An 18034-nucleotide genomic window follows, 5' to 3' on the forward strand; every position below is an offset into this window, starting at 1 on the left:
TCGCGGCAAAGGTGTCGGCGCCCGTACCGCCGATCAGGTTGTCTGCACCTGCACCGCCGGAGACCAGATTGGCGCCGTCGCCCGCATTGATAACATCCGCACCGCCGCCACCGGCAATGGTATCGGCGCCACTTGTGCCGGTGATGGAGTCTACGGAGGCAGAGCCGGAAATCAGCTCGATGCTGTTCAGCGTGGCACTGGAGAGATCGAAGGCACCGCCGCCATTCAGCGCCAGCACGTCCGTGCCGCCACCACCGCTGATCGTCTCGGCCAGGCCTGTGATGTCCGCGGAGGTCGCGGCAAAGGTGTCGGCGCCCGTACCGCCGATCAGATTATCCGCGCCGCCACCGCCGGAGATCAGGTTTGCCCCGTCGCCCGCATTGATCGCGTCGGCGGCGCTGGTGCCCGTGATGGAGTCCGCGGAGGCGGAGCCGGAAATCAGCTCGATACTGTTCAGCGTGGCACTGGAGAGATCGAAGGCGCCGCCGCCATTGAGGGCGAGCACGTCCGTACCGGTGCCGCCGCTGATCGTCTCGGCCAGGCCTGTGATGTCCGCGGAAGTCGCGGCAAAGGTGTCGTCACCGGCATCGCCGGAAAGATTGTCGGCCCCGGCGCCGCCGGAAATCAAGTCGTTGCCGTCCCCGCCGAGCACCACGTCGGCATCGCCGCCGCCAAGGATCGTGTCGTTACCGGCCGCGCCGGTGATGGTGTCGGCGCCGGCAAGTCCGGAATAGGAGTCATTGCCAGCAAGGAGGTCCACGGTATCCGCGCCGGCGGTCCCCGTCAGGACGTCGTTGCCGGTCGTGGGGCCGGCGACTGTGTAGATGATATTATCGAGCCCGACCCGCCAGTTACCGGCTCCGGCGTAGGACACCGTGAAGGAGGTGACGTTGGACCAGTCCCCAGGGGTCAGCGTCGCGATCGAGCCAGAGATGGACCCGGAATTGTCAGCGATGGTCACCGCCGAGCCGGAGTTTGGTGTGAACGTGTAGTTGGCCCCGGTCTCTTGATTGCTGAATTCGCCGATCTGGAATTGGGTGATCGAGACCGGGCCTGAGTAACTCAGCGTATAGGACGTGGTATTCGCGACCAGACCGGCATCAAGGAAGCCCGAACTGACCCCGGCCATTGCGGTGGCGTCGGAGCGTTCGACGCTGATCGTTAACCCGCTGGTTTCATTGCCGCTTTCGACCACGAGCGTGGTGGTTGACTGGATCGTGGTCACGACCCCGAAAGTCGTTTGATGCAGCGTATGAGGATAGCGCGCCATGCTTTCCGGTGAGAAAGCGGAAATCGTGGCGGGAAAGGCTCCCCAGCCCGGACCGGCCCCGACCGGAATGGCGGAAGCGGTCACGTTGGCGCCAAACCCTGCTTTCAGGGCGGCGATGAAGTGACGCCCCTGGTCCCCGGCTGCAACAGAGCAGCCATAGAGGGCAAGGTCAGCATCGTCGGCAAGCGCTTCCCGGATGGCACGAAGCCGGCCTTCCGACTGTTCAAGCAGTGCCGCATCAACCGGGATTCCGGCCAGAAGCAGAGCGCCCGGCTCGCCATGGGAGAGGATGTGCAGACTGGAGAGATCACGCTCTCCTGCCAGCGCCGCCGCGATCTGGCCGAGCGGATCACCGTCTTTCGCAAGCCGTACCACCGTGATCGACGGAGCGACGTCCGCGAGCAGTTCGGCGCAATCCCGAACATCCGGATCGACGAAGAGATATCCCGGATGATTAAAAAGGGCAGAACGGGTGCGCGGCATTGCGGTAACCGACATTAGTGTCTCCAGTTCGTGCAATTGCGGCCGAGTGCCTGGATTTATTGGCAGGACGCATTTGCTTTCTTGCTTAGGGTTGGCTTTTGTTTGGTTCGGCTTCCCGAGATGAATCGGGAAACCCAGCGTACGGGAAATATACAGGAGGTTAATTAACGCAATCTAAAGAGCGCGCAGTGCGAGCATCTCTATATGTGCGTAGTAATTTATTCTCGCTAATCGTGCGCGTGGCGAAAGGCGATCGAACATTTTGGCAGAATGCCAAAAATAGCCATAAGCAGTTGTTTTATTAAAAAATTCATCTGATGATTGCGGCTCTTGGTAGTTCACTTTCGCTCCCGTTCTGGGTGGCCACCTTCAGGGGCAATTTGTGTTCCGGTGGTTTTGGGCTTAAGTCGAGATTGATCTGTGCGTTATCCTCAAGTTGATCTTCATAGTATGCAGGCATTGATATTGCAAAAATTTTATCCATGAAATTACTGTGACTGGATGGCGCACGCGCCATAGTTGGAAAGCATAGATGAAGATAAATTATTGAGTTGAATTTTGTTAACAAACATTAATCATGTTTATAGAAGTAAAAATGGTACTGTTATTTTTTAAACAAGTAGTAATTTTATAAGGTTTTGGCGAAAAATTGAGTTCTGGTTTGTGTGCAAGAGCTTTGATCTCTCTGTCTAGAAGGGTGTGCGATTTATCAAAAAATTGAATTAAATTAGAATAAAAATATATTATTCAGGTTGCGCTTCATTGGCGCGGTGGCGGCGACAGGCTAGGTGGCATAGAGTGAATCGAGAACTGCAGGTGTGGCCCGCTTGGTCATCTATGTCAGGGTTAAGTATGGAATCTGGCGGTGTCTGATAACTCCCTGCACCCTCTTGAAGATGCCAAGCGCAAATATCACGCCGGGCTTCGAGCACGTGCCGCGCGCATTTGCAGTCGCATTCCCGAAAGTGATTTTCACTACCCGCAGGCGCTTGTATTGCTCGGCACCATCCGGGCAGAGACGGACCGGGTGGAAGAAGCAACGGCACTGTTCAAGAAAGCGGCCAGGCTGATCCCGGATAACGCACAGATCTGGATCAATCTTGGTAATGCGTCCGGAAGATCAGGACATCTGCAATATGCAGCTGGATGTTTTCGCCGGGCGATGTTGCTTGCGCCGGGTGTTAACGACACTGCCCGCGGGCTTGCGGCCCTGGTACACATCACCGATAGAAACCGCATGTTGCGGCGGTGTTCGATTCTAGCGCCGCTGGACAGCAATGCGTATCTGCAACTTGGGATGGAGCTGAAACAATCCGGCAAATTCGAGGAGGCGTCGCACCACATTCGCCGACTGTTAATCCTTGAGCCGGCCAACTTGGACGGTGCTTACCAGCTTGCGAACGTGCTTCTCGATCTGAATAACCTCGACGGGGCTAAATCATTTTTCTTGCGCACATTGCGGCTCGCCCCGCGCAGCGGGACGGCGAGGAACAACCTTGGCCTGATTGCGTTCGAAGACGGGGATTTCAAGCATGCTGAAGAGTGGTTTCGCGCGGCGACACTAGCAGCGCCGGGTCTTGCGGAGGCGTGGAGAAATCATGCGCGTGCGCTTGCAAAACTAGACCGGAACACCGATGCGCTCGAGCCGTGCAAACGGAGCCTGATGATGGAGCCGGAAAATCAAATGGCATGCATGGATATTGCCGGACTTTTGCGGACCCGAAAATGGGCAAAACGGACGATATCCATCGATCCGAAAGCACATGAATTTTATAACAATATGGCCGTTCTTGAGACCCAGAACCCTGGCCGGAAAGGTGTCGAGCCCTGGCTCCGGCGCAGCGCGGTCGCCAAACCGGAGCATCCGGAAATCTGGTTCAGACTCTCCGCCAACGCAGGCCATCGGAGCGATCCCGAGGCTGTGGTGAGACATGGTCGCCGGTCACTCTTTATTTTGGACAGCTACGCCCATGCGCGTAACAACCTGGCTTTCGCTTTGCTGGGACAGGAAAAGTTCGAAGAAGGCTGGCGAATTCACACCCGCAGGCTGGAAACGCCGGAGGGGCGTGAAATCCTTCGGCGCTTTGCTATTCCGCAATGGCAAGGCGAAGCAATTGAAGGAAGACATCTGCTGCTTTGGGGCGAGCAGGGCATAGGTGACGAGGTGCAGTTCCTGACGCTTCTGAAGCATGTTCTTCGTGGCGGGGCACAAGTCACGGTGCTGACTGAGCCCCGCCTCCGGCCTCTCATCAAGCGCAGTTTTCCAAATGTCGTGGTCCCGGATGTGGATGGCCCGGGTGGTGAGATCGAAAGCCATCATAGCGCCGACCTTCATCTGGCGATTGGCGATCTGCCGCATCGCCTGCGGCTGTTTTGCGGCGGCCAGGCGGCTCCGGATCCCTGGATTATCGTCGACCCGGCCCGCGCGAAGGATTTGCGCGCGGAGTTGCAGGCCCGACATCCCGGAAAGCGTCTGGTCGGGATTACCTGGCGTTCGGCAGCACCAACCGGGGCGCGGCGCTCGATCCCTTCGGCACTCTGGGCGGGCATCGCTGGAGTTCCCGGCACTGCGCTGGTATCGCTTCAGTACAATGTGATGGACGAGGACATGACCGCGTTCAGGGCAGCGGGCATACAGGTCGACACCAGCCATGGCGTCGACCCCATGCAGGATCTGGACGGTCTCGCCGCCCTGACGTCGGCAATGGATCTCGTGATCAGTCCGCCGAACAATACCGTTCACTTCGCGGGCGCTCTGGCGGTGCCTTGCTGGGTGATGGTGCCGACGCGGCCCGACTGGCGCTGGGGGCTGATCCGGAAGGATTCCCTCTGGTACCCGAACACGTGCGTATTTCGTCAGGAAACGGACGGAGACTGGGCCGCGGTCCTGTCTCAGGTCGTCAGTAACTTGAAATCATGGGGACCTTCACAGGCCTGCGCGCCGGCGGATAATTGAAGAAAGAACTATCCCAGCTCCCAGCCTGCAGTCGCCTCGATGTCGAGCTGGGCTTTCGAAACTCCGATAAGGGTGACTGTGCCGCCATCGGAAAACGTCAGCACAGTGTTGCCGCCGTCCTCTGTCGCGCTGTAGGTCAGCCCGTCCTGAAATAGCAGGCTGTCGGTGTTGGCCTGATAGTCGGAGACGCTGTCGTTGCCGCCGCCGAATGCGAAAACGAAGGTGTCGGCTCCGTCGCCTCCAGCCAGTGTATCGTTGCCGTGATCGCCCTCTAGCCGGTCGTTTCCGGCGCTGCCTGAGATCAGGTCGTTGCCGCTACCGCCATAAAGGCTGTCGTCACCGAGATTGCCGTTGAGACTGTCGTTCCCGGAATTGCCGTAGACGATGTCCTCGCTCTGGCCACCATAGAGGAGATCGTCATTCCCGCCGCCGGAGAGCGTGTCGTTGCCCTTGTTGCCGTAGACGAGATCATTGTCGTTGCCGCCGAACGCGGTGTCAGCACCCTGGCCGCCATAAAGCGTATCCATGCCGCCGCCGCCAAAGACATAATCGTTACCCTGGTTGCCATAGACGATGTCCTCCCCCCAGGCCGAGCCGACCGTGTCGTTGCCGCCGCCACCTGCCAGCGTGTCGTCCTCGGCGCCGAGGGAAATGAACTGAGTGGCATCGTCACCGACCACATAGTTCTGGCCGCCGCCGCCATTGACGGTTGCGCTGCCGACGATGGCGGCGAACTCGATATTGTCGAGTTGCAGGGTGGAACCAGTCGGCAGGCCGGAGGTGTCGATGACGAAAGCTTCGGAGCCGTTGGACGTGGAGGAATCGCCAGTGATCTGAACGGTCTGGGCCGTCGAGCCTCCGCCGGTGAAGGTGATCGAGCGGATATCGAGATTAACGCCGCTGGAACCGTTGATGAAGGTCTGGCCGTGCCCGTCTAGGAAGCTCTGCGCACCGACGGTGGGCTCGGTGGCCTGGATTTCTCCGGTCAGGGTGGTGCTGGCCGTACTGATTGGCTGGGCAGTGGAGGTGCCGGAGGTCGTCAGCGATACGCCGGACGGCAGTGTCGCCGTCACCACGTTGCCGTTGCCGGTATTCTGCACCAGCGCGCCGGTCGCGGTGCTGCCGCTGGTGTTCGCCAGGGTGCGCCCGGTGGAGGTGCCTGCGGTGTCCGCTTCGGTCTGGTTGGTCACGGTCAGGCCGCCGCCGGAAGAGCCGCCGGGCGAGCTTGCGGCAGGAACAGTCGCTACGGTGAGGGTGGTGTTGCCGCCGGAGAAGGCAGCCTCGTACTTCACGCTGCCGGATGTGCCGGTGAGGTTCAGCGTATTGCCACCGCCGAGATCAATGGTGCTGCCCGCGGTGCTGCCGTTCAGGCTCGAAAGGTCGGTGCCGGTGATGACGATCTTGTCGCCGGCCTCGAGGCCGGAAATCGTGTCGCCATTCATCTCGCTGGCGCTGCCGGAGAAGGTGTCGTTACCGTCTCCGCCGATCAGGGTATCAGTGCCCGAACCGCCAGCGATCAAGTCATCGCCAGCGCCGCCATCAATCGAATCGGCGCCTCCGCCACCTGAGAGCGTATCGTTTCCGGCTTCGCCTGAGAGTGTGTCGGCGCCGCTGCCGAGTGAGACCACGTCATTGCCGGCACCGGTAGACAGCTTGTGCGCGTTCGTTGCGTGCCCGTTGATGGTGTCCGCGCCGGAACTGCCGGAAATGATCTCGACGTTGGATATGCTGGTTCTCGAAAGTTCATAGGAACCGGTGCCGAGGCTTATGGTGTCGTTGCCGGCACCACCGTCAATCACTTCGATGAATGTCGTTTCGTTGAGGTCGCCGCTATTGATGGCAATCAGATCGTCGCCGTTGCCACCCGAGACCGAATCTGCGCCGATTCCGCCGGAAAGTGTATCGTTGCCATCACCGCCGGAGAGATTATCTTTGCCGGCGAGGCCATTCAGCAGATCATTGCCGCCATATCCTTTGATTGCGTCGTCGGTGGCGCTGCCATTGAGCGTCTCATCCGTGGCAACGAGCTGATTACCTTCAACGAGCAGCCCAAGACGGTGCGGGTAGGTTGCGAGCGCGGTGCTGCTGATATAGGAAAATGCAGCCAGCAGAGCTGCCCAACCGGCAGTCCCGCCGATGTCCGCGTCCGCGGCTTTGACCGTCGCGCCGGTCGCGTTGCCCAATATTCTCAGGAAAGTACGTCCCGAAGTGCTCGCCCCAGTGGAACAGGACATCAGGACAATCTCTGCGTCCGGCGCGAGTGCGTCGCGGATGCGGGACAGGGCTCCTCCCGAGTCTCTCAGCGCTGTGCTGTCGATTTCCCGGCCGCACAGTCTGAGGCTTCCCGCACTGCCGTGGGACAGGATGACAATGCGCTCTACCGGAGCCGTCCGTATCTCCGCGAATGACGCTATGGCATCCAGGGCATCGCCGGTTCTTGGCAGCCGTTTGACGATTGTTCCGCGATTGAGACCGGACAGAATCGTTTCGGGACCCGGGACTTCTTGGTCGACGAAGAACAGGGTGTTGGATGCCATGGAAGAAAGGCTGGAAGGGCGTGCGCCAGGGAAGGCATGCGTCATGATCGGGGCTCTAACTTTCTGTCAGCGTCAACCGTATATAAAATTCGATGTGATAATTATCACAAATTTTAATTAAAATGATTCACAGTTTGTTAACCAGTTTTTTAATTTTTAAAAACTGAAGAAGTCACAAGATTTGCGGAAATTTCAGCGCAGCTGGGGCGGACGGTCGGTGTTGGAGGATGTTAGATCGTCAGAACTGCGACGACGATATAACGCCCGGTTTTCGCGATGGCGACGAGCAGCAGAAACCGCCCAAACGGCTCACGCAATACCCCGGCAGCGAGCGTCAGAGGATCGCCGATAATAGGTGCCCAGCTCAGCAGCAGACTCCACTGACCGTATTTCCGGTACCAGCCGCAGGCGCGCTCCATTTGTGCCGGCGAGGCTGGGAACCATTTTCGGCTGATGAAACGGTCAATGAAGCGACCGAGCAGCCAGTTCACGACCGATCCGAGTGTGTTGCCGACCGACGCAACGGCGATGAGCAGGGGGACCGAATAGGTCTCCGTCAGGAGCAGCCCGACGAGGCCAAACTCGGATTGCGCCGGAAGGAAAGTTGCGGCCAGGAAGGAGAGGAGGAAAAGCCCACCATAGACGCCGAGTTCTTCCATCAGCGCTTCAGGCCGAGCCGCAGGGCGATCAGGCCGAACCGGAGCCAGAGTGCGAGATTGACCAGCGCCACGAGAGGGTTCGCCCAGCCACCGAAATGCTTGGCGAAATAGAGCATGCCGCCCCTCGTTTTCTGCCTTTCGATATAAAGCTTAGTCGTCTCGCTGGTGCCCTGGACATGGGTGGCGGAGAACGCGGGGTCGAACCAGATGCTGCCACCCGCCTTACGGACGCGCAGGCAGGTATCGACATCTTCCATATGCAGGAAATAGTCCTCGTCCATGCCGCCGATCTTCTCGAAGAACGGGCGGGGGAACAGCATGAAGGACCCGGAGATGCACTCAACTTCCGTCAGTGCGGATGGCGGGGATGTGTGGTTGAGGTTGATCCGCTTGAAGCCGAGCTTGTGCAGGCTGAAGGCTTCGACCAGACAGGTCCAGGGGGTCATCAGATTGCGTCGGCAGCCGCGCTGCTCGCTGCCGTCCGGGTTCTCGATCCGGATCGTATAGAGCGCGATATCGGGTCGCGTGCCGAGCAGCGCCATGGCGCCGTCGAGGCTGCCGGGCCCGAGGATACTGTCCGGGTTCAGCAGCAGAAGATAGGGGCTCGTCGTCGCCCGCGCGCCGAGATTACAGGCTTTCCCGAAGCCGACATTGCCGTGTCCGGTCAGCAGAGACAGACGCGGATCGACCGCTGCCATCTTTTTCAGCGCGGCGAGGACATCAGGCGGATTGCCGTTATCGACGACCACCACTTCCCGCGCCGACGCCTCACCGAGAGCCGCCTGGATGCAGTCCATGAGGCAGGGGCCGGTATGGTAGCTGACGATAATGACGGCGCAGCCGGGGGGCGTTGTTTCTGGGCGCTGAGTTTCCATGGCTCTGATGTGCCATTTTTTCAGTCCATGTTACAAGCTCCGGGGACAAGCGCCCGTGCGGCTTTCCGGGGCGCGCGGCTTGCCGCCTTCGCGCACCACATGCTATAGCCGCGCAGGCCTTATAAGGCCGCGTGAATCCAGGGGGAGACAGGGCCTTGCAGGTCGAGCCAACCGAGATCTCTGACGTTAAGATCATCACGCCGAAAAAGTTCGGCGATCATCGTGGGTTTTTCTCCGAGACCTACAATCAGGGCGCTTTCGAAGCTGCCGGTCTCGACCTGACCTTTGTGCAAGACAATCACTCCTTCTCGGCGCCAAAAGGTACCCTGCGCGGGCTGCATTTCCAGACCCCGCCGCATGGCCAGGACAAGCTGCTCCGGGTCATCCGGGGCGCGATCTTCGATGTTGCCGTCGATATCCGCAAAGGCTCGCCGACCTACGGCAAATGGGTTGCGCGCACGATCAGTGCTGACGCATGGAATCAGATCCTGGTGCCGGTCGGCTTTGCTCATGGGTTCTGCACCGTCGAGGAAAATACAGAGGTTCTGTACAAGGTGACGGGCAAATACGCACCGGAATGCGAGGGCGGTTTGACCTGGAACGATCCGGATATCGGCATCGACTGGCCGCTGGACGGCGCACCGATCCTGTCTGCCAAGGACGAGGCCTATACACCTTTTGCCGACTTCGACAGCCCCTTCACCTACGAAGCCTGAGGAAATCCCGAGCGTGAGCGACATCAAGACCGTCATCGTTACCGGGGGCGCCGGCTTCATCGGCTCCGCCGTCATCCGCCATCTGATCGCCGACACCGACGTGACGGTGATCAATCTCGACAAGCTGACCTACGCGGCGAACCTGGCATCGCTTAACGAGGTCAGCGGGTCGGATCGGTATAGCTTCGAGCAGGCGGATATCTGCGACGCCCCGGCGCTGGCGCGGATATTCTCCAAGTACAAGCCGGACGCGGTGATGCATCTGGCGGCGGAAAGCCATGTCGACCGCTCGATCGATGGTCCGGCGGCTTTCATCGAGACCAACGTGGTTGGCACCTACACCATGCTGGAGGCGGCCCGGAACTACTGGAATGCCGCCCCGGAAGACGTGAAGAAGCGCTTCCGCTTCCATCACATTTCCACTGACGAAGTCTTCGGTTCGCTCGGCGACGAGGGGCTGTTCACCGAGGAAACCGCCTACGATCCACGCTCGCCCTACTCCGCCAGCAAGGCCTCTTCGGATCATCTGGTTCGGGCCTGGATGGAGACCTACGGCCTGCCGACCGTGCTCTCCAATTGCTCGAACAATTACGGGCCTTACCATTTCCCGGAAAAGCTGATCCCGCTGATGATCATCAAGGGTCTCGCGGGCGAGCCGCTGCCTGTCTATGGCAAAGGCGAGAATGTGCGCGACTGGTTGTTTGTCGACGATCATGCCCGCGCGCTCTGGACCGTCTGCTCGAAAGGCGTGCCAGGCGAGAGCTATAATATCGGCGGCAATGAGGAGCGCCGCAACATCGATGTGGTGACCGGCATCTGCGCCCTGCTGGACGAGTTCGTGCCGCGCCAGGACGGCAAGGGCTATGCCGAGCAGATCACGCATGTGACCGATCGTCCGGGCCACGATTTCCGCTATGCCATCGACGCCTCGAAGATCAAGGCGGAGCTTGGTTGGGAGCCGTCAGAGAGCTTTGAGAGCGGGATGCGCAAGACCGTCGAATGGTATCTCGACCGTAAGGACTGGTGGCAGCCGATCCTCGACGGCAAATATGCCGGCGAGCGTCTCGGCACCGGCTCCAAGGAGTAGTGGTCATGATCCTCGTCACCGGAGCCGGCGGGCAGGTCGGCACGGAGCTGTTGGCGCGTGCGGCGAAGCATGGTCATGACGTGACGGGGCTTGTCCGGGCGGACCTCGACATCTCCGATGCGGCCGCCGTTCAGGCGGCTGTGGCGAGAATCAAACCGTCCCTGATCGTCAACGCGGCGGCTTACACGGCTGTCGACAAGGCGGAAGAGGACCGGGACGCAGCCTATGCAATCAATCGCGATGGCCCGGCCAATCTCGCCGCCGCCGCGAAAGCCGCTGGTATTCCGCTGATCCATATCTCGACCGACTATGTCTTCGACGGCAGCAAGGACGGTGCCTATCTGGAAAGCGACCCGGTGGCGCCGCTTGGCGTCTACGGTGCCTCCAAGGAAGCTGGCGAACAGGCGGTACGCGCCGCGCTGGATGAGCATGTCATCATGCGTACCTCCTGGGTCTATGCCGCCCATGGCGCCAATTTCGTGAAGACCATGCTGCGGGTCGGCAAGGACCGCAACCAGTTGCGCGTCGTCGCCGACCAGTTTGGTGCACCGACATCGGCAGCGGATATCGCCGACGCTATCCTGACCATTGCCACCCGGATTGCTGACGGCAACCGGAGCGCTTGGGGCACCTACCATTACACGGCCGAGGGCAAGACAAGCTGGCACGGCTTTGCCGAGGCGATCTTTGCCCGGGCGGAACTCGTCTGGGGCCGCCGCCCCGAGGTCGAGGCCATTCCGGCGAGTGACTATCCGACACCGGCGAAACGACCGGTCAATTCCGTGCTCGACGCGGGCAAAATTCTCGCGGCCTTCACTGTGCCGCGCAGACCCTGGCAGGATGGCCTCGACGATGTGCTCGAGGTGCTTCTGGCCGAGGCCTGAATAAACGAGAGAAAGGGAGAGGGATGAAAGGGATCATCCTCGCCGGCGGGTCCGGCACACGGCTCTACCCGCTGACCGTCAGCGTCAGCAAGCAGATCCTGCCTGTGTACGACAAGCCGATGATCTATTACCCGCTGAGCACGCTGATGCTGGCGGGGATCAAGGATATCCTGATCATCACTACTCCGGATGACCAGGAAGGCTTCCAACGGCTGCTCGGCGACGGCAGCCAGTGGGGTATCACTCTGGAATACCGGGTGCAGCCTTCGCCGGACGGCCTGGCGCAGGCCTTCATCATCGGCGAGAGCTTCATCGGCGACGACACCGCCGCCCTGATCCTTGGCGACAACATCTATTACGGCCACGGCCTGACCGAGATGCTGCAGCGATCGGCCGACCGCGAGAGCGGCGCCACGGTCTTTGGCTATTACGTCCGGGACCCGGAGCGCTACGGCGTTGTCTCCTTCGACGAGGCGGGCAAGGCGAACGAGATCGTCGAGAAGCCGGAGCATCCGAAGTCGAACTGGGCGGTCACTGGCCTCTATTTCTACGACCGGGACGTGATCGAGATCGCCAAGTCGATCAAGCCGTCGCCCCGCGGCGAGCTTGAGATCACCGATGTGAACAAGGTTTATCTGGAGCGTGGCGACCTGCATGTGGAACGCATGGGCCGCGGTTATGCCTGGCTCGATACCGGCACCCATGACTCGCTGCTGCAGGCGTCCGAGTTCGTCCGCACGGTGGAAGAGCGCCAGGGGCTGAAAATTGCATGCGTCGAGGAAATCGCTCACCATATGGGCTATATCGACGACGAGCAGCTGCTGAAGCTGGCGGAGCCGCTGGCGAAAAGTGGCTACGGGATTTATCTGCGGTCGTTGGTGAAAAGCTAGGCACACCGAAAAACGGAGCTGGTTTTGGGCCGACTGATCGCAATTTATATCGCGCTTGTCTTGATTCTCGGCGGCGGTTTTATCTGGCTTCTGGCGGCTCTGCTTTATCCAGGTGAGGCATCGCGCCCGACAGAGGCAATGGCCTCTGAGACAGTATTATCTCAAGTCTCGGAACAGGCGCCGCTGGATCTGGGGGGGCTCGAGCCGTCTCCTCTACCGTTGTCGATGCCGCTTTCCTGCGACCCTGGCGTGGATTGCTGGCCGCTGAAATATGTCGACCTCGACCCGTCCAAGGGCCGCCGCGACTACCAATGCGGGGCGATGACCGTCGATGGTCACAAGGGCGTGGATTTCGCCATCTCCGATCCGCGCCGGCTGAACCGGAATGAAGTGCCCGTGCTGGCAGCGGCGACCGGAAAGGTGGTCGGCATCCGGGATGAAATGCCGGACGTGAATATCCGGATTGCCGGCAAGGCGTCTCTCAAGGGGCGGGATTGCGGCAACGGGGTCCGGATCGATCATGGCGGTGGCTGGGTTAGTCAGTATTGCCACCTGAAGCGCGGCAGCGTTGCCGTGAAGGCGGGCGACACGGTGGTCAGCGGCGACCGGCTCGGTCTCGTCGGGCTGTCCGGCTCGACCGAGTTCCTGCATCTCCACGTTCAGTTCGAAAATAACGGCAAAGTCGTCGATCCATTTGTCGGGCTCGGGGCTGACGAAAGTGCGTGTGGCTTGGGCAAGGCGCCGCTTTGGAAAGAATCGGTGCTGCGCAGTTTCCGCTATTCCGCGCCGCTGATCCAGGCCAGTGGAATAGCCGCCGAGGCGCCGGATACGCTCGGCGTTTCCGAAGGCAAATATGCCGATCCGAAGATTTCACCCGACGCGCCGCTTCTGGTGCTCTGGACGGATCTCTATGGTTTGCGGAAGGGCGACCGTGTTTCGATGCGATTTACGGGCGCGGATGGTGCGGTGCTGGCGGAAACGGACTGGGTGCAGGCAAAACACCAGCTCAGGACCTTCAAATATATCGGAAAGAAGGCACGTCAGGATTGGCCGAAAGGGAATTACCGCGGTGTGATTCAGGTCGAGCGACCGACCGGTCCCGGCAAGAACCATGCTGTTCAGACAGTTGATCTCAGGATTGACTAGAGCGATGGCATTCCGAGCCGGACCGTGTTGGCTATCGAACGTGGTTCTTCCGGCAGGGCGAAGGCCGACCGTTCCGGTGTGATGCAGAGATTGGGGTTGTATGCGGGATCGTCCTCGAGCAGGGCTTCCCAGCGCTCCACCATGAACGCCCGCTCCACGTCGTAAAGTGCTGATTTCTCCGGTGTGATCACGGTACCGCGCGAGGCTGACTCGTGATGGATCAAGAGGGCGTGCGGCGTCCAGAGCACCCGGTATCCGGCTTGCCGGACGCGCAGGCAGAGGTCGATATCGCCGAAATCGACCGCGAGCGCCTCATCGAACCCACTGACAGCCTCGAAGACCTCCCGCCGCATTACCATGCAGGCGCCGGTTACGGCGGACAGGGATTGAACCTGCATCGCCCGTCCCCAATAGCCGCCGTCATTTTGTGAGATCCCGAGATTCGTGTGACGGGCCACATGCTCACCCGAGAGCGCGATCCCGGCATGCTGCACGGTCCGGTCCGGATAGAGCAGCTTGGCCCCTGCGAGGCCGATTTCGGGGCGGGCCGCTTCGGCGACCAGCTCCGTCAGCCAGTCCGGGTTCGCGGGCTCGATATCGTTGTTCAGGAAGCAGAGATACTCGCTCGCTGCGTCGCGCGCCCCGAGATTACAAAGCCGGGAGAAGTTGAAAGTGGCATCATCCTGGAGCACGGCGACGTTGGAACGGCGGGAGAGTTGGTCGAGATAACGCAGTGTCGCGGGATCGTCGCTGCCATTGTCGACGATCCGGATATCGAGCGCGCCGTAATCGGTCTGCGTCAGCAGGCCGTCTATGCAGGTTTTCAGCAGGTTCAGCCGATTGCGTGTGGGAATGATAACAGAGACGGAGTGAGCGTCGGGCAAGGGCCGCCGCAACCGCCAACGCCCGCCCCGTTGCTCGGCCCGTGCATTTGTCCCGCGTCGTGTCAGCGTGTCCCGGATTACGCGTCCGGTGGCGGCAATCGCATAAGGTTTGGTCTCGACGGATGTTGCCGTTGATTCACCGGCGGCGCGCCAGTGATAGAGGATGCGCGGGACATGACCGATGCGCTCCGGCGCGCTCTTCTCGGCAACCCGCTGCACCAGGTCGTGATCCTGGCTGCCTTCGAAACCGATACGAAATCCACCGACAGCATCGGCGAGCGTTCGACGGATTACCGTGAAGTGGCAGATATAGTTGGAGACTAAAGAAAGGTCCGGATCCCAGGCTGGTTTGAAGTGCGGTGAGAACCGGTTGCCGTCCGCATCGATCTTGTCCTCGTCGGAATAGATCAGATCAAGATCCGGCTGAGTGTCCAGCGCCCGGGCCATCTCGGCGAGGGCATCCGGCGTTAGCCGGTCATCATGGTCGAGCAGGGCGATAAATTCGCCCGTCGCCAGTTCCAACGCGGAATTGGATGCGGCTGAGATGTGGCCGTTTTCGGGCCGGATGACCAGTTTGATGCGCTGATCGGCGGCTGCGGTTTCCCGCAGAATGTGCGTTACCTCCGGATCCGTGGAAGCATCATCGGCGATGCAGAGCTCCCAGTTTCCATAGCTCTGGCCTTTTACGGACTGGATTGCTTCGCGGAGATGACCGGGGTTCGGATTGTAGATGGGCAGCAGGATGGAGAAGGTAAGGGTCTCAGCCAGTGATTCCTGCTCTGACGGCGGGAAGGACTCCAGCCATTGCTGATACTGGGTTTTCGGCAGAACGAGTTCCGTGCGCCCAGCCTTTCGTTGCGCCTCGGCGGCAAGAAGCAGTAGTTCGTCCGGCGGAGTGTCGCCGTTCCTGATCTCGCCCAGGACGGCAAGCGCCTGGTCCGCGCGCCCTGCCGCAAGCAATGCCCGCACATGCAGCATGCCGGGTTCCAGTTCGCCCGGGCTGATGCACCACCAGCGCGCGGCGGCGGAACCGTCTCCGGTGCGGGCCGGCGTGACCAGTGCCCGGTTTTCCGCCGGGTCGAGCAGAACGGATCTGCGCGTGCTGATCCCGGCCCCCGGTTTGCCCAAGCGTCGCCGGAGCTGCGCTTGCCTTGCCAACGCCGGGGCATCGAGCGGGCGGAGTGTCAGGCTGCGGGCGATGGCGGAGAGACCCTGTTCCCGATCTCCCAGAGCAGGCTCAATGACGGAGAGATTGAACCAGGCCTCCTGAGCGGCTGGTTCCAGCAGTGCCTCGCGCCGGAAGGCCTGTAACGCTTCTGTCAGCCTGTTTGCGCCATGCAGGGCTGTCGCATAGCGGGCGTGAGATGCCGGGTTACCAGCATCGAGGCGGACGGCTTCTGCATGGCGGCGCAAGCTCCGGCCGGTCTGTTTTGCAGTGCTATATATCTGGGCCAGAAGCTGTGCAGGTCCGGCATGCCGGGGCAACAGGATGCGCAGGCGCTCATAATAGGGCGCAACTGAAAGGCCCGGGGCGCCGGCCGCCAGGTGGTCCGTGAGAAAGGCGAGGGCTGTGGCGTTCGCGGGCTGGCGCAGCAGAGCCTTCCGCCAGGCATTCTCGGCGTTCCCGGGATTGCGTCGCTGGAGCTCGATCTGGCCGAGATGGATCAGGGAGGCCGTGTCTGCTTCGGCTTTTTCGGCAACCAGACGAAACAGTCTCGCTGCTTCATCCAGTTTCCCGTCGGCGAGTGCCGCCTGCGCGTGTTTGAACGCCTCGGCGGCACCAAGCATGTGTTTATTTACTCGGTGGCCGGTGCTGCCGGCTTCGGCGGCAGGGCGAGACGGACGCTGAGTTCTTTCAGATGCTGAGGCTCTGCTTCGCTCGGCGCGCCCATCATCAGGTCCTCAGCCCGCTGGTTCAGCGGGAACAGGATGACTTCGCGAATGTTCGGCTCGTTTGCCAGCATCATGACGATACGGTCGATGCCCGGCGCGATGCCACCGTGAGGCGGGGCGCCATATTTGAAGGCGTTCAGCATGCCGCGGAACTTGTCTTCCAGAACTTCCGGCTCGTACCCGGCGATGCCGAAGGCCTTGTACATGACTTCCGGCAGATGGTTCCGGATGGCGCCGGAGCTGAGCTCGATACCGTTGCAGACGATGTCGTACTGGTAGGCGAGGATATCCAGCGGCTCCTGGGTTTCCAGTGCCTCAAGACCACCCTGCGGCATGGAGAACGGGTTGTGCGAGAAGTCGATCTTGCCGGTCGCTTCGTCCAGCTCGAACATCGGGTAGTCGACGATCCAGCAGAGCCGGAAGGTGTCCTTCTCGACGATATCGAGATCGTTGCCGAGTTTCACGCGGGCGGTACCGGCCAGCTTGGCAGCGTCGCTTTCCTTGCCGGCGGAGAAGAAGATGGCATCGCCATCGCCCATGCCGGTCTGTGCTTTCAGCTCCGCGATCTTCTCCGGTGTCAGGCGGTTCGCGATAGGGCCGCGGGCCTCGCCGTCACCGAAGATGATGTAGCCCATGCCCGGTGCGCCTTCGCCCTGGGCCCAGCTGTTCATCCGGTCACAGATCGCCCGACTGCCGCATTTCGGACCAGGCACCGCGCGGACCACGCCGCCGCCGGCGATGACCTTGGCGAAGACGGCGAAATCGCTGTCCCGGAAGATCTCGGTCACGTCGGAGATCTCGAACGGAATGCGCAGGTCCGGCTTGTCGTTACCGTATTTGAGCATCGACTCCTTGTAGGGGATGCGCGGGAACGGGCCCGGCACCTTCCAGTCGGAGAATTCCTCGAACACGCCCGCCATGACAGGCTCGATGGCCTGGAAGACGTCTTCTTGCTCAACGAAACTCATCTCGACATCGAGCTGGTAGAACTCGCCTGGCGAGCGGTCGGCGCGGCTGTCCTCGTCACGGAAGCAGGGAGCGATCTGGAAGTACCGGTCGAAGCCGGAGACCATGATCAGCTGCTTGAACTGCTGCGGCGCCTGCGGCAGGGCGTAGAACTTGCCCGGATGCTGCCGTGACGGCACCAGGAAGTCGCGCGCGCCTTCCGGTGAGGAGGCGGTCAGGATCGGAGTCTGGAACTCCATGAAATTCTGGTCGGTCATGCGGCGGCGGATCGAGGAGATCACCTTGCTGCGCAGCATGATGTTGTTGTGAATGCGCTCGCGGCGCAGGTCCAGGAAGCGGTAGCGCAGGCGGGTGTCCTCGCCGGCATCCTCATCCGCATTGACCTGCAGCGGCAGCACGTCGGCGATGGACTGCACCTCGATCTCGTCGATCCGGAGTTCGATGTGACCGGTCGGCAGCCTGTCGTTGATCGTCTCGTCGGTGCGCTTGACCACGCGGCCGGTGATCGTCACCACGCTCTCGACCCGCAGCTTCTCGACCGTCTTGAAGGTCTCGTCCTCGATGTCGACGACGCACTGGGTCAGACCGTAATGGTCGCGCAAGTCGATGAAGACCAGCTGACCGTGATCGCGGCGGCGGTGGATCCAGCCGGAGAGGCGGACCGTTTCACCGACGTGGTCGATGCGGAGATCGTGACAGGTATGGCTGCGATAGCGGTGCATGACTGATCAATCTTTTCGGAATTTAGCGCGCGGCATCTCCTAGCGTGCGAGAGGGCGGCCCGCAAA

Annotated in this window: 12 protein-coding genes; 6 read left to right on the forward strand and 6 right to left on the reverse strand. The window is 60.9% G+C overall.

Annotation, left to right across the window (positions count from 1 at the left end; genetic code table 11):
• On the reverse strand, positions 1-1768 hold a 1768-nt coding region (locus tag K328_RS25890), incomplete at its 3' end, for a DUF4347 domain-containing protein (protein WP_051284920.1).
• 850 nt (positions 1769-2618) lie between these two features.
• Here K328_RS25890 and K328_RS0114060 point away from each other — a divergent pair.
• Complete coding sequence (locus tag K328_RS0114060; protein ID WP_028466518.1) at positions 2619-4709, forward strand: tetratricopeptide repeat protein; 2091 nt, start codon at positions 2619-2621, stop codon at positions 4707-4709.
• An 8-nt stretch (positions 4710-4717) separates the two neighbouring features.
• Here K328_RS0114060 and K328_RS0114065 read toward each other — a convergent pair whose 3' ends face one another.
• The 3 genes from K328_RS0114065 to K328_RS24100 all read right to left on the reverse strand — a co-directional run bounded on the left by K328_RS0114065 (position 4718) and on the right by K328_RS24100 (position 8780).
• Positions 4718-7291 carry a DUF4347 domain-containing protein gene (locus tag K328_RS0114065; RefSeq protein WP_084608316.1) on the reverse strand — a complete coding sequence of 858 codons (2574 nt, stop codon included), beginning with the start codon at positions 7289-7291 and terminating at the stop codon, positions 4718-4720.
• Between the two features lie 185 nt (positions 7292-7476).
• The gene (locus K328_RS0114070; RefSeq protein ID WP_028466520.1) at positions 7477-7905 is read right to left on the reverse strand and encodes a YqaA family protein; all 429 of its coding nucleotides are present in this window, start codon (positions 7903-7905) and stop codon (positions 7477-7479) included.
• Complete coding sequence (locus K328_RS24100; RefSeq protein ID WP_051284921.1) at positions 7905-8780, reverse strand: glycosyltransferase family 2 protein; 876 nt, start codon at positions 8778-8780, stop codon at positions 7905-7907. Before K328_RS24100 ends, K328_RS0114070 begins: the two co-directional genes overlap by 1 nt.
• Positions 8781-8935: 155 nt before the next feature.
• Here K328_RS24100 and rfbC point away from each other — a divergent pair, with 155 nt between their 5' ends.
• The 5 genes from rfbC to K328_RS24105 are packed head-to-tail and all read left to right on the forward strand — an operon-like array spanning position 8936 to position 13503.
• Entirely contained in the window at positions 8936-9496 is a 561-nt protein-coding gene (rfbC, locus tag K328_RS0114080; RefSeq protein ID WP_028466521.1) for a dTDP-4-dehydrorhamnose 3,5-epimerase, read from the forward strand.
• A gap of 22 nt (positions 9497-9518) precedes the next feature.
• A complete protein-coding gene (gene rfbB / locus K328_RS0114085) occupies positions 9519-10583 on the forward strand; it encodes a dTDP-glucose 4,6-dehydratase (protein WP_051284950.1) in 1065 nt (354 codons plus the stop codon).
• Positions 10584-10588: 5 nt separating this feature from the next.
• A complete protein-coding gene (gene rfbD, locus K328_RS0114090) occupies positions 10589-11467 on the forward strand; it encodes a dTDP-4-dehydrorhamnose reductase (RefSeq protein WP_036554391.1) in 879 nt (292 codons plus the stop codon).
• 23 nt (positions 11468-11490) lie between these two features.
• Positions 11491-12357: a glucose-1-phosphate thymidylyltransferase RfbA gene (rfbA, locus tag K328_RS0114095; protein WP_028466524.1), complete on the forward strand. Its 867-nt coding sequence runs from the start codon at positions 11491-11493 to the stop codon at positions 12355-12357.
• A 24-nt stretch (positions 12358-12381) separates the two neighbouring features.
• Positions 12382-13503: a M23 family metallopeptidase gene (locus tag K328_RS24105; protein ID WP_051284922.1), complete on the forward strand. Its 1122-nt coding sequence runs from the start codon at positions 12382-12384 to the stop codon at positions 13501-13503.
• Here the strand turns inward: K328_RS24105 and K328_RS25895 are convergent.
• Together K328_RS25895 and aspS are read right to left on the reverse strand one after the other, a co-directional pair.
• On the reverse strand, positions 13500-16175 hold the full coding sequence (locus tag K328_RS25895; RefSeq protein WP_051284923.1) for a glycosyltransferase: 2676 nt from the start codon (positions 16173-16175) through the stop codon (positions 13500-13502). The genes K328_RS24105 and K328_RS25895 overlap by 4 nt on opposite strands.
• Before the next feature lie 8 nt (positions 16176-16183).
• Positions 16184-17968, reverse strand: a complete 1785-nt coding sequence (gene aspS, locus K328_RS0114110; protein WP_028466525.1) for an aspartate--tRNA ligase — start codon at positions 17966-17968, stop codon at positions 16184-16186.
• Positions 17969-18034 lie beyond the last annotated feature (66 nt).

The sequence above is a fragment of the Nisaea denitrificans DSM 18348 genome (assembly GCF_000426505.1).
GTDB classification, from domain to species: domain Bacteria; phylum Pseudomonadota; class Alphaproteobacteria; order Thalassobaculales; family Thalassobaculaceae; genus Nisaea; species Nisaea denitrificans.

Excerpts from the sequence above, each read along its gene's own strand:
- K328_RS25895 (WP_051284923.1), bottom strand. The coding sequence starts at position 16,175 with ATGCTTGGTGCCGCCGAGGCGTTCAAACACGCGCAGGCGGCACTCGCC.
- rfbD (WP_036554391.1), top strand. The coding sequence starts at position 10,589 with ATGATCCTCGTCACCGGAGCCGGCGGGCAGGTCGGCACGGAGCTGTTG.
- K328_RS0114070 (WP_028466520.1), bottom strand. The coding sequence starts at position 7,905 with ATGGAAGAACTCGGCGTCTATGGTGGGCTTTTCCTCCTCTCCTTCCTG.
- K328_RS0114065 (WP_084608316.1), bottom strand. The coding sequence starts at position 7,291 with ATGACGCATGCCTTCCCTGGCGCACGCCCTTCCAGCCTTTCTTCCATG.
- rfbA (WP_028466524.1), top strand. The coding sequence starts at position 11,491 with ATGAAAGGGATCATCCTCGCCGGCGGGTCCGGCACACGGCTCTACCCG.
- K328_RS24100 (WP_051284921.1), bottom strand. The coding sequence starts at position 8,780 with ATGGAAACTCAGCGCCCAGAAACAACGCCCCCCGGCTGCGCCGTCATT.
- aspS (WP_028466525.1), bottom strand. The coding sequence starts at position 17,968 with ATGCACCGCTATCGCAGCCATACCTGTCACGATCTCCGCATCGACCAC.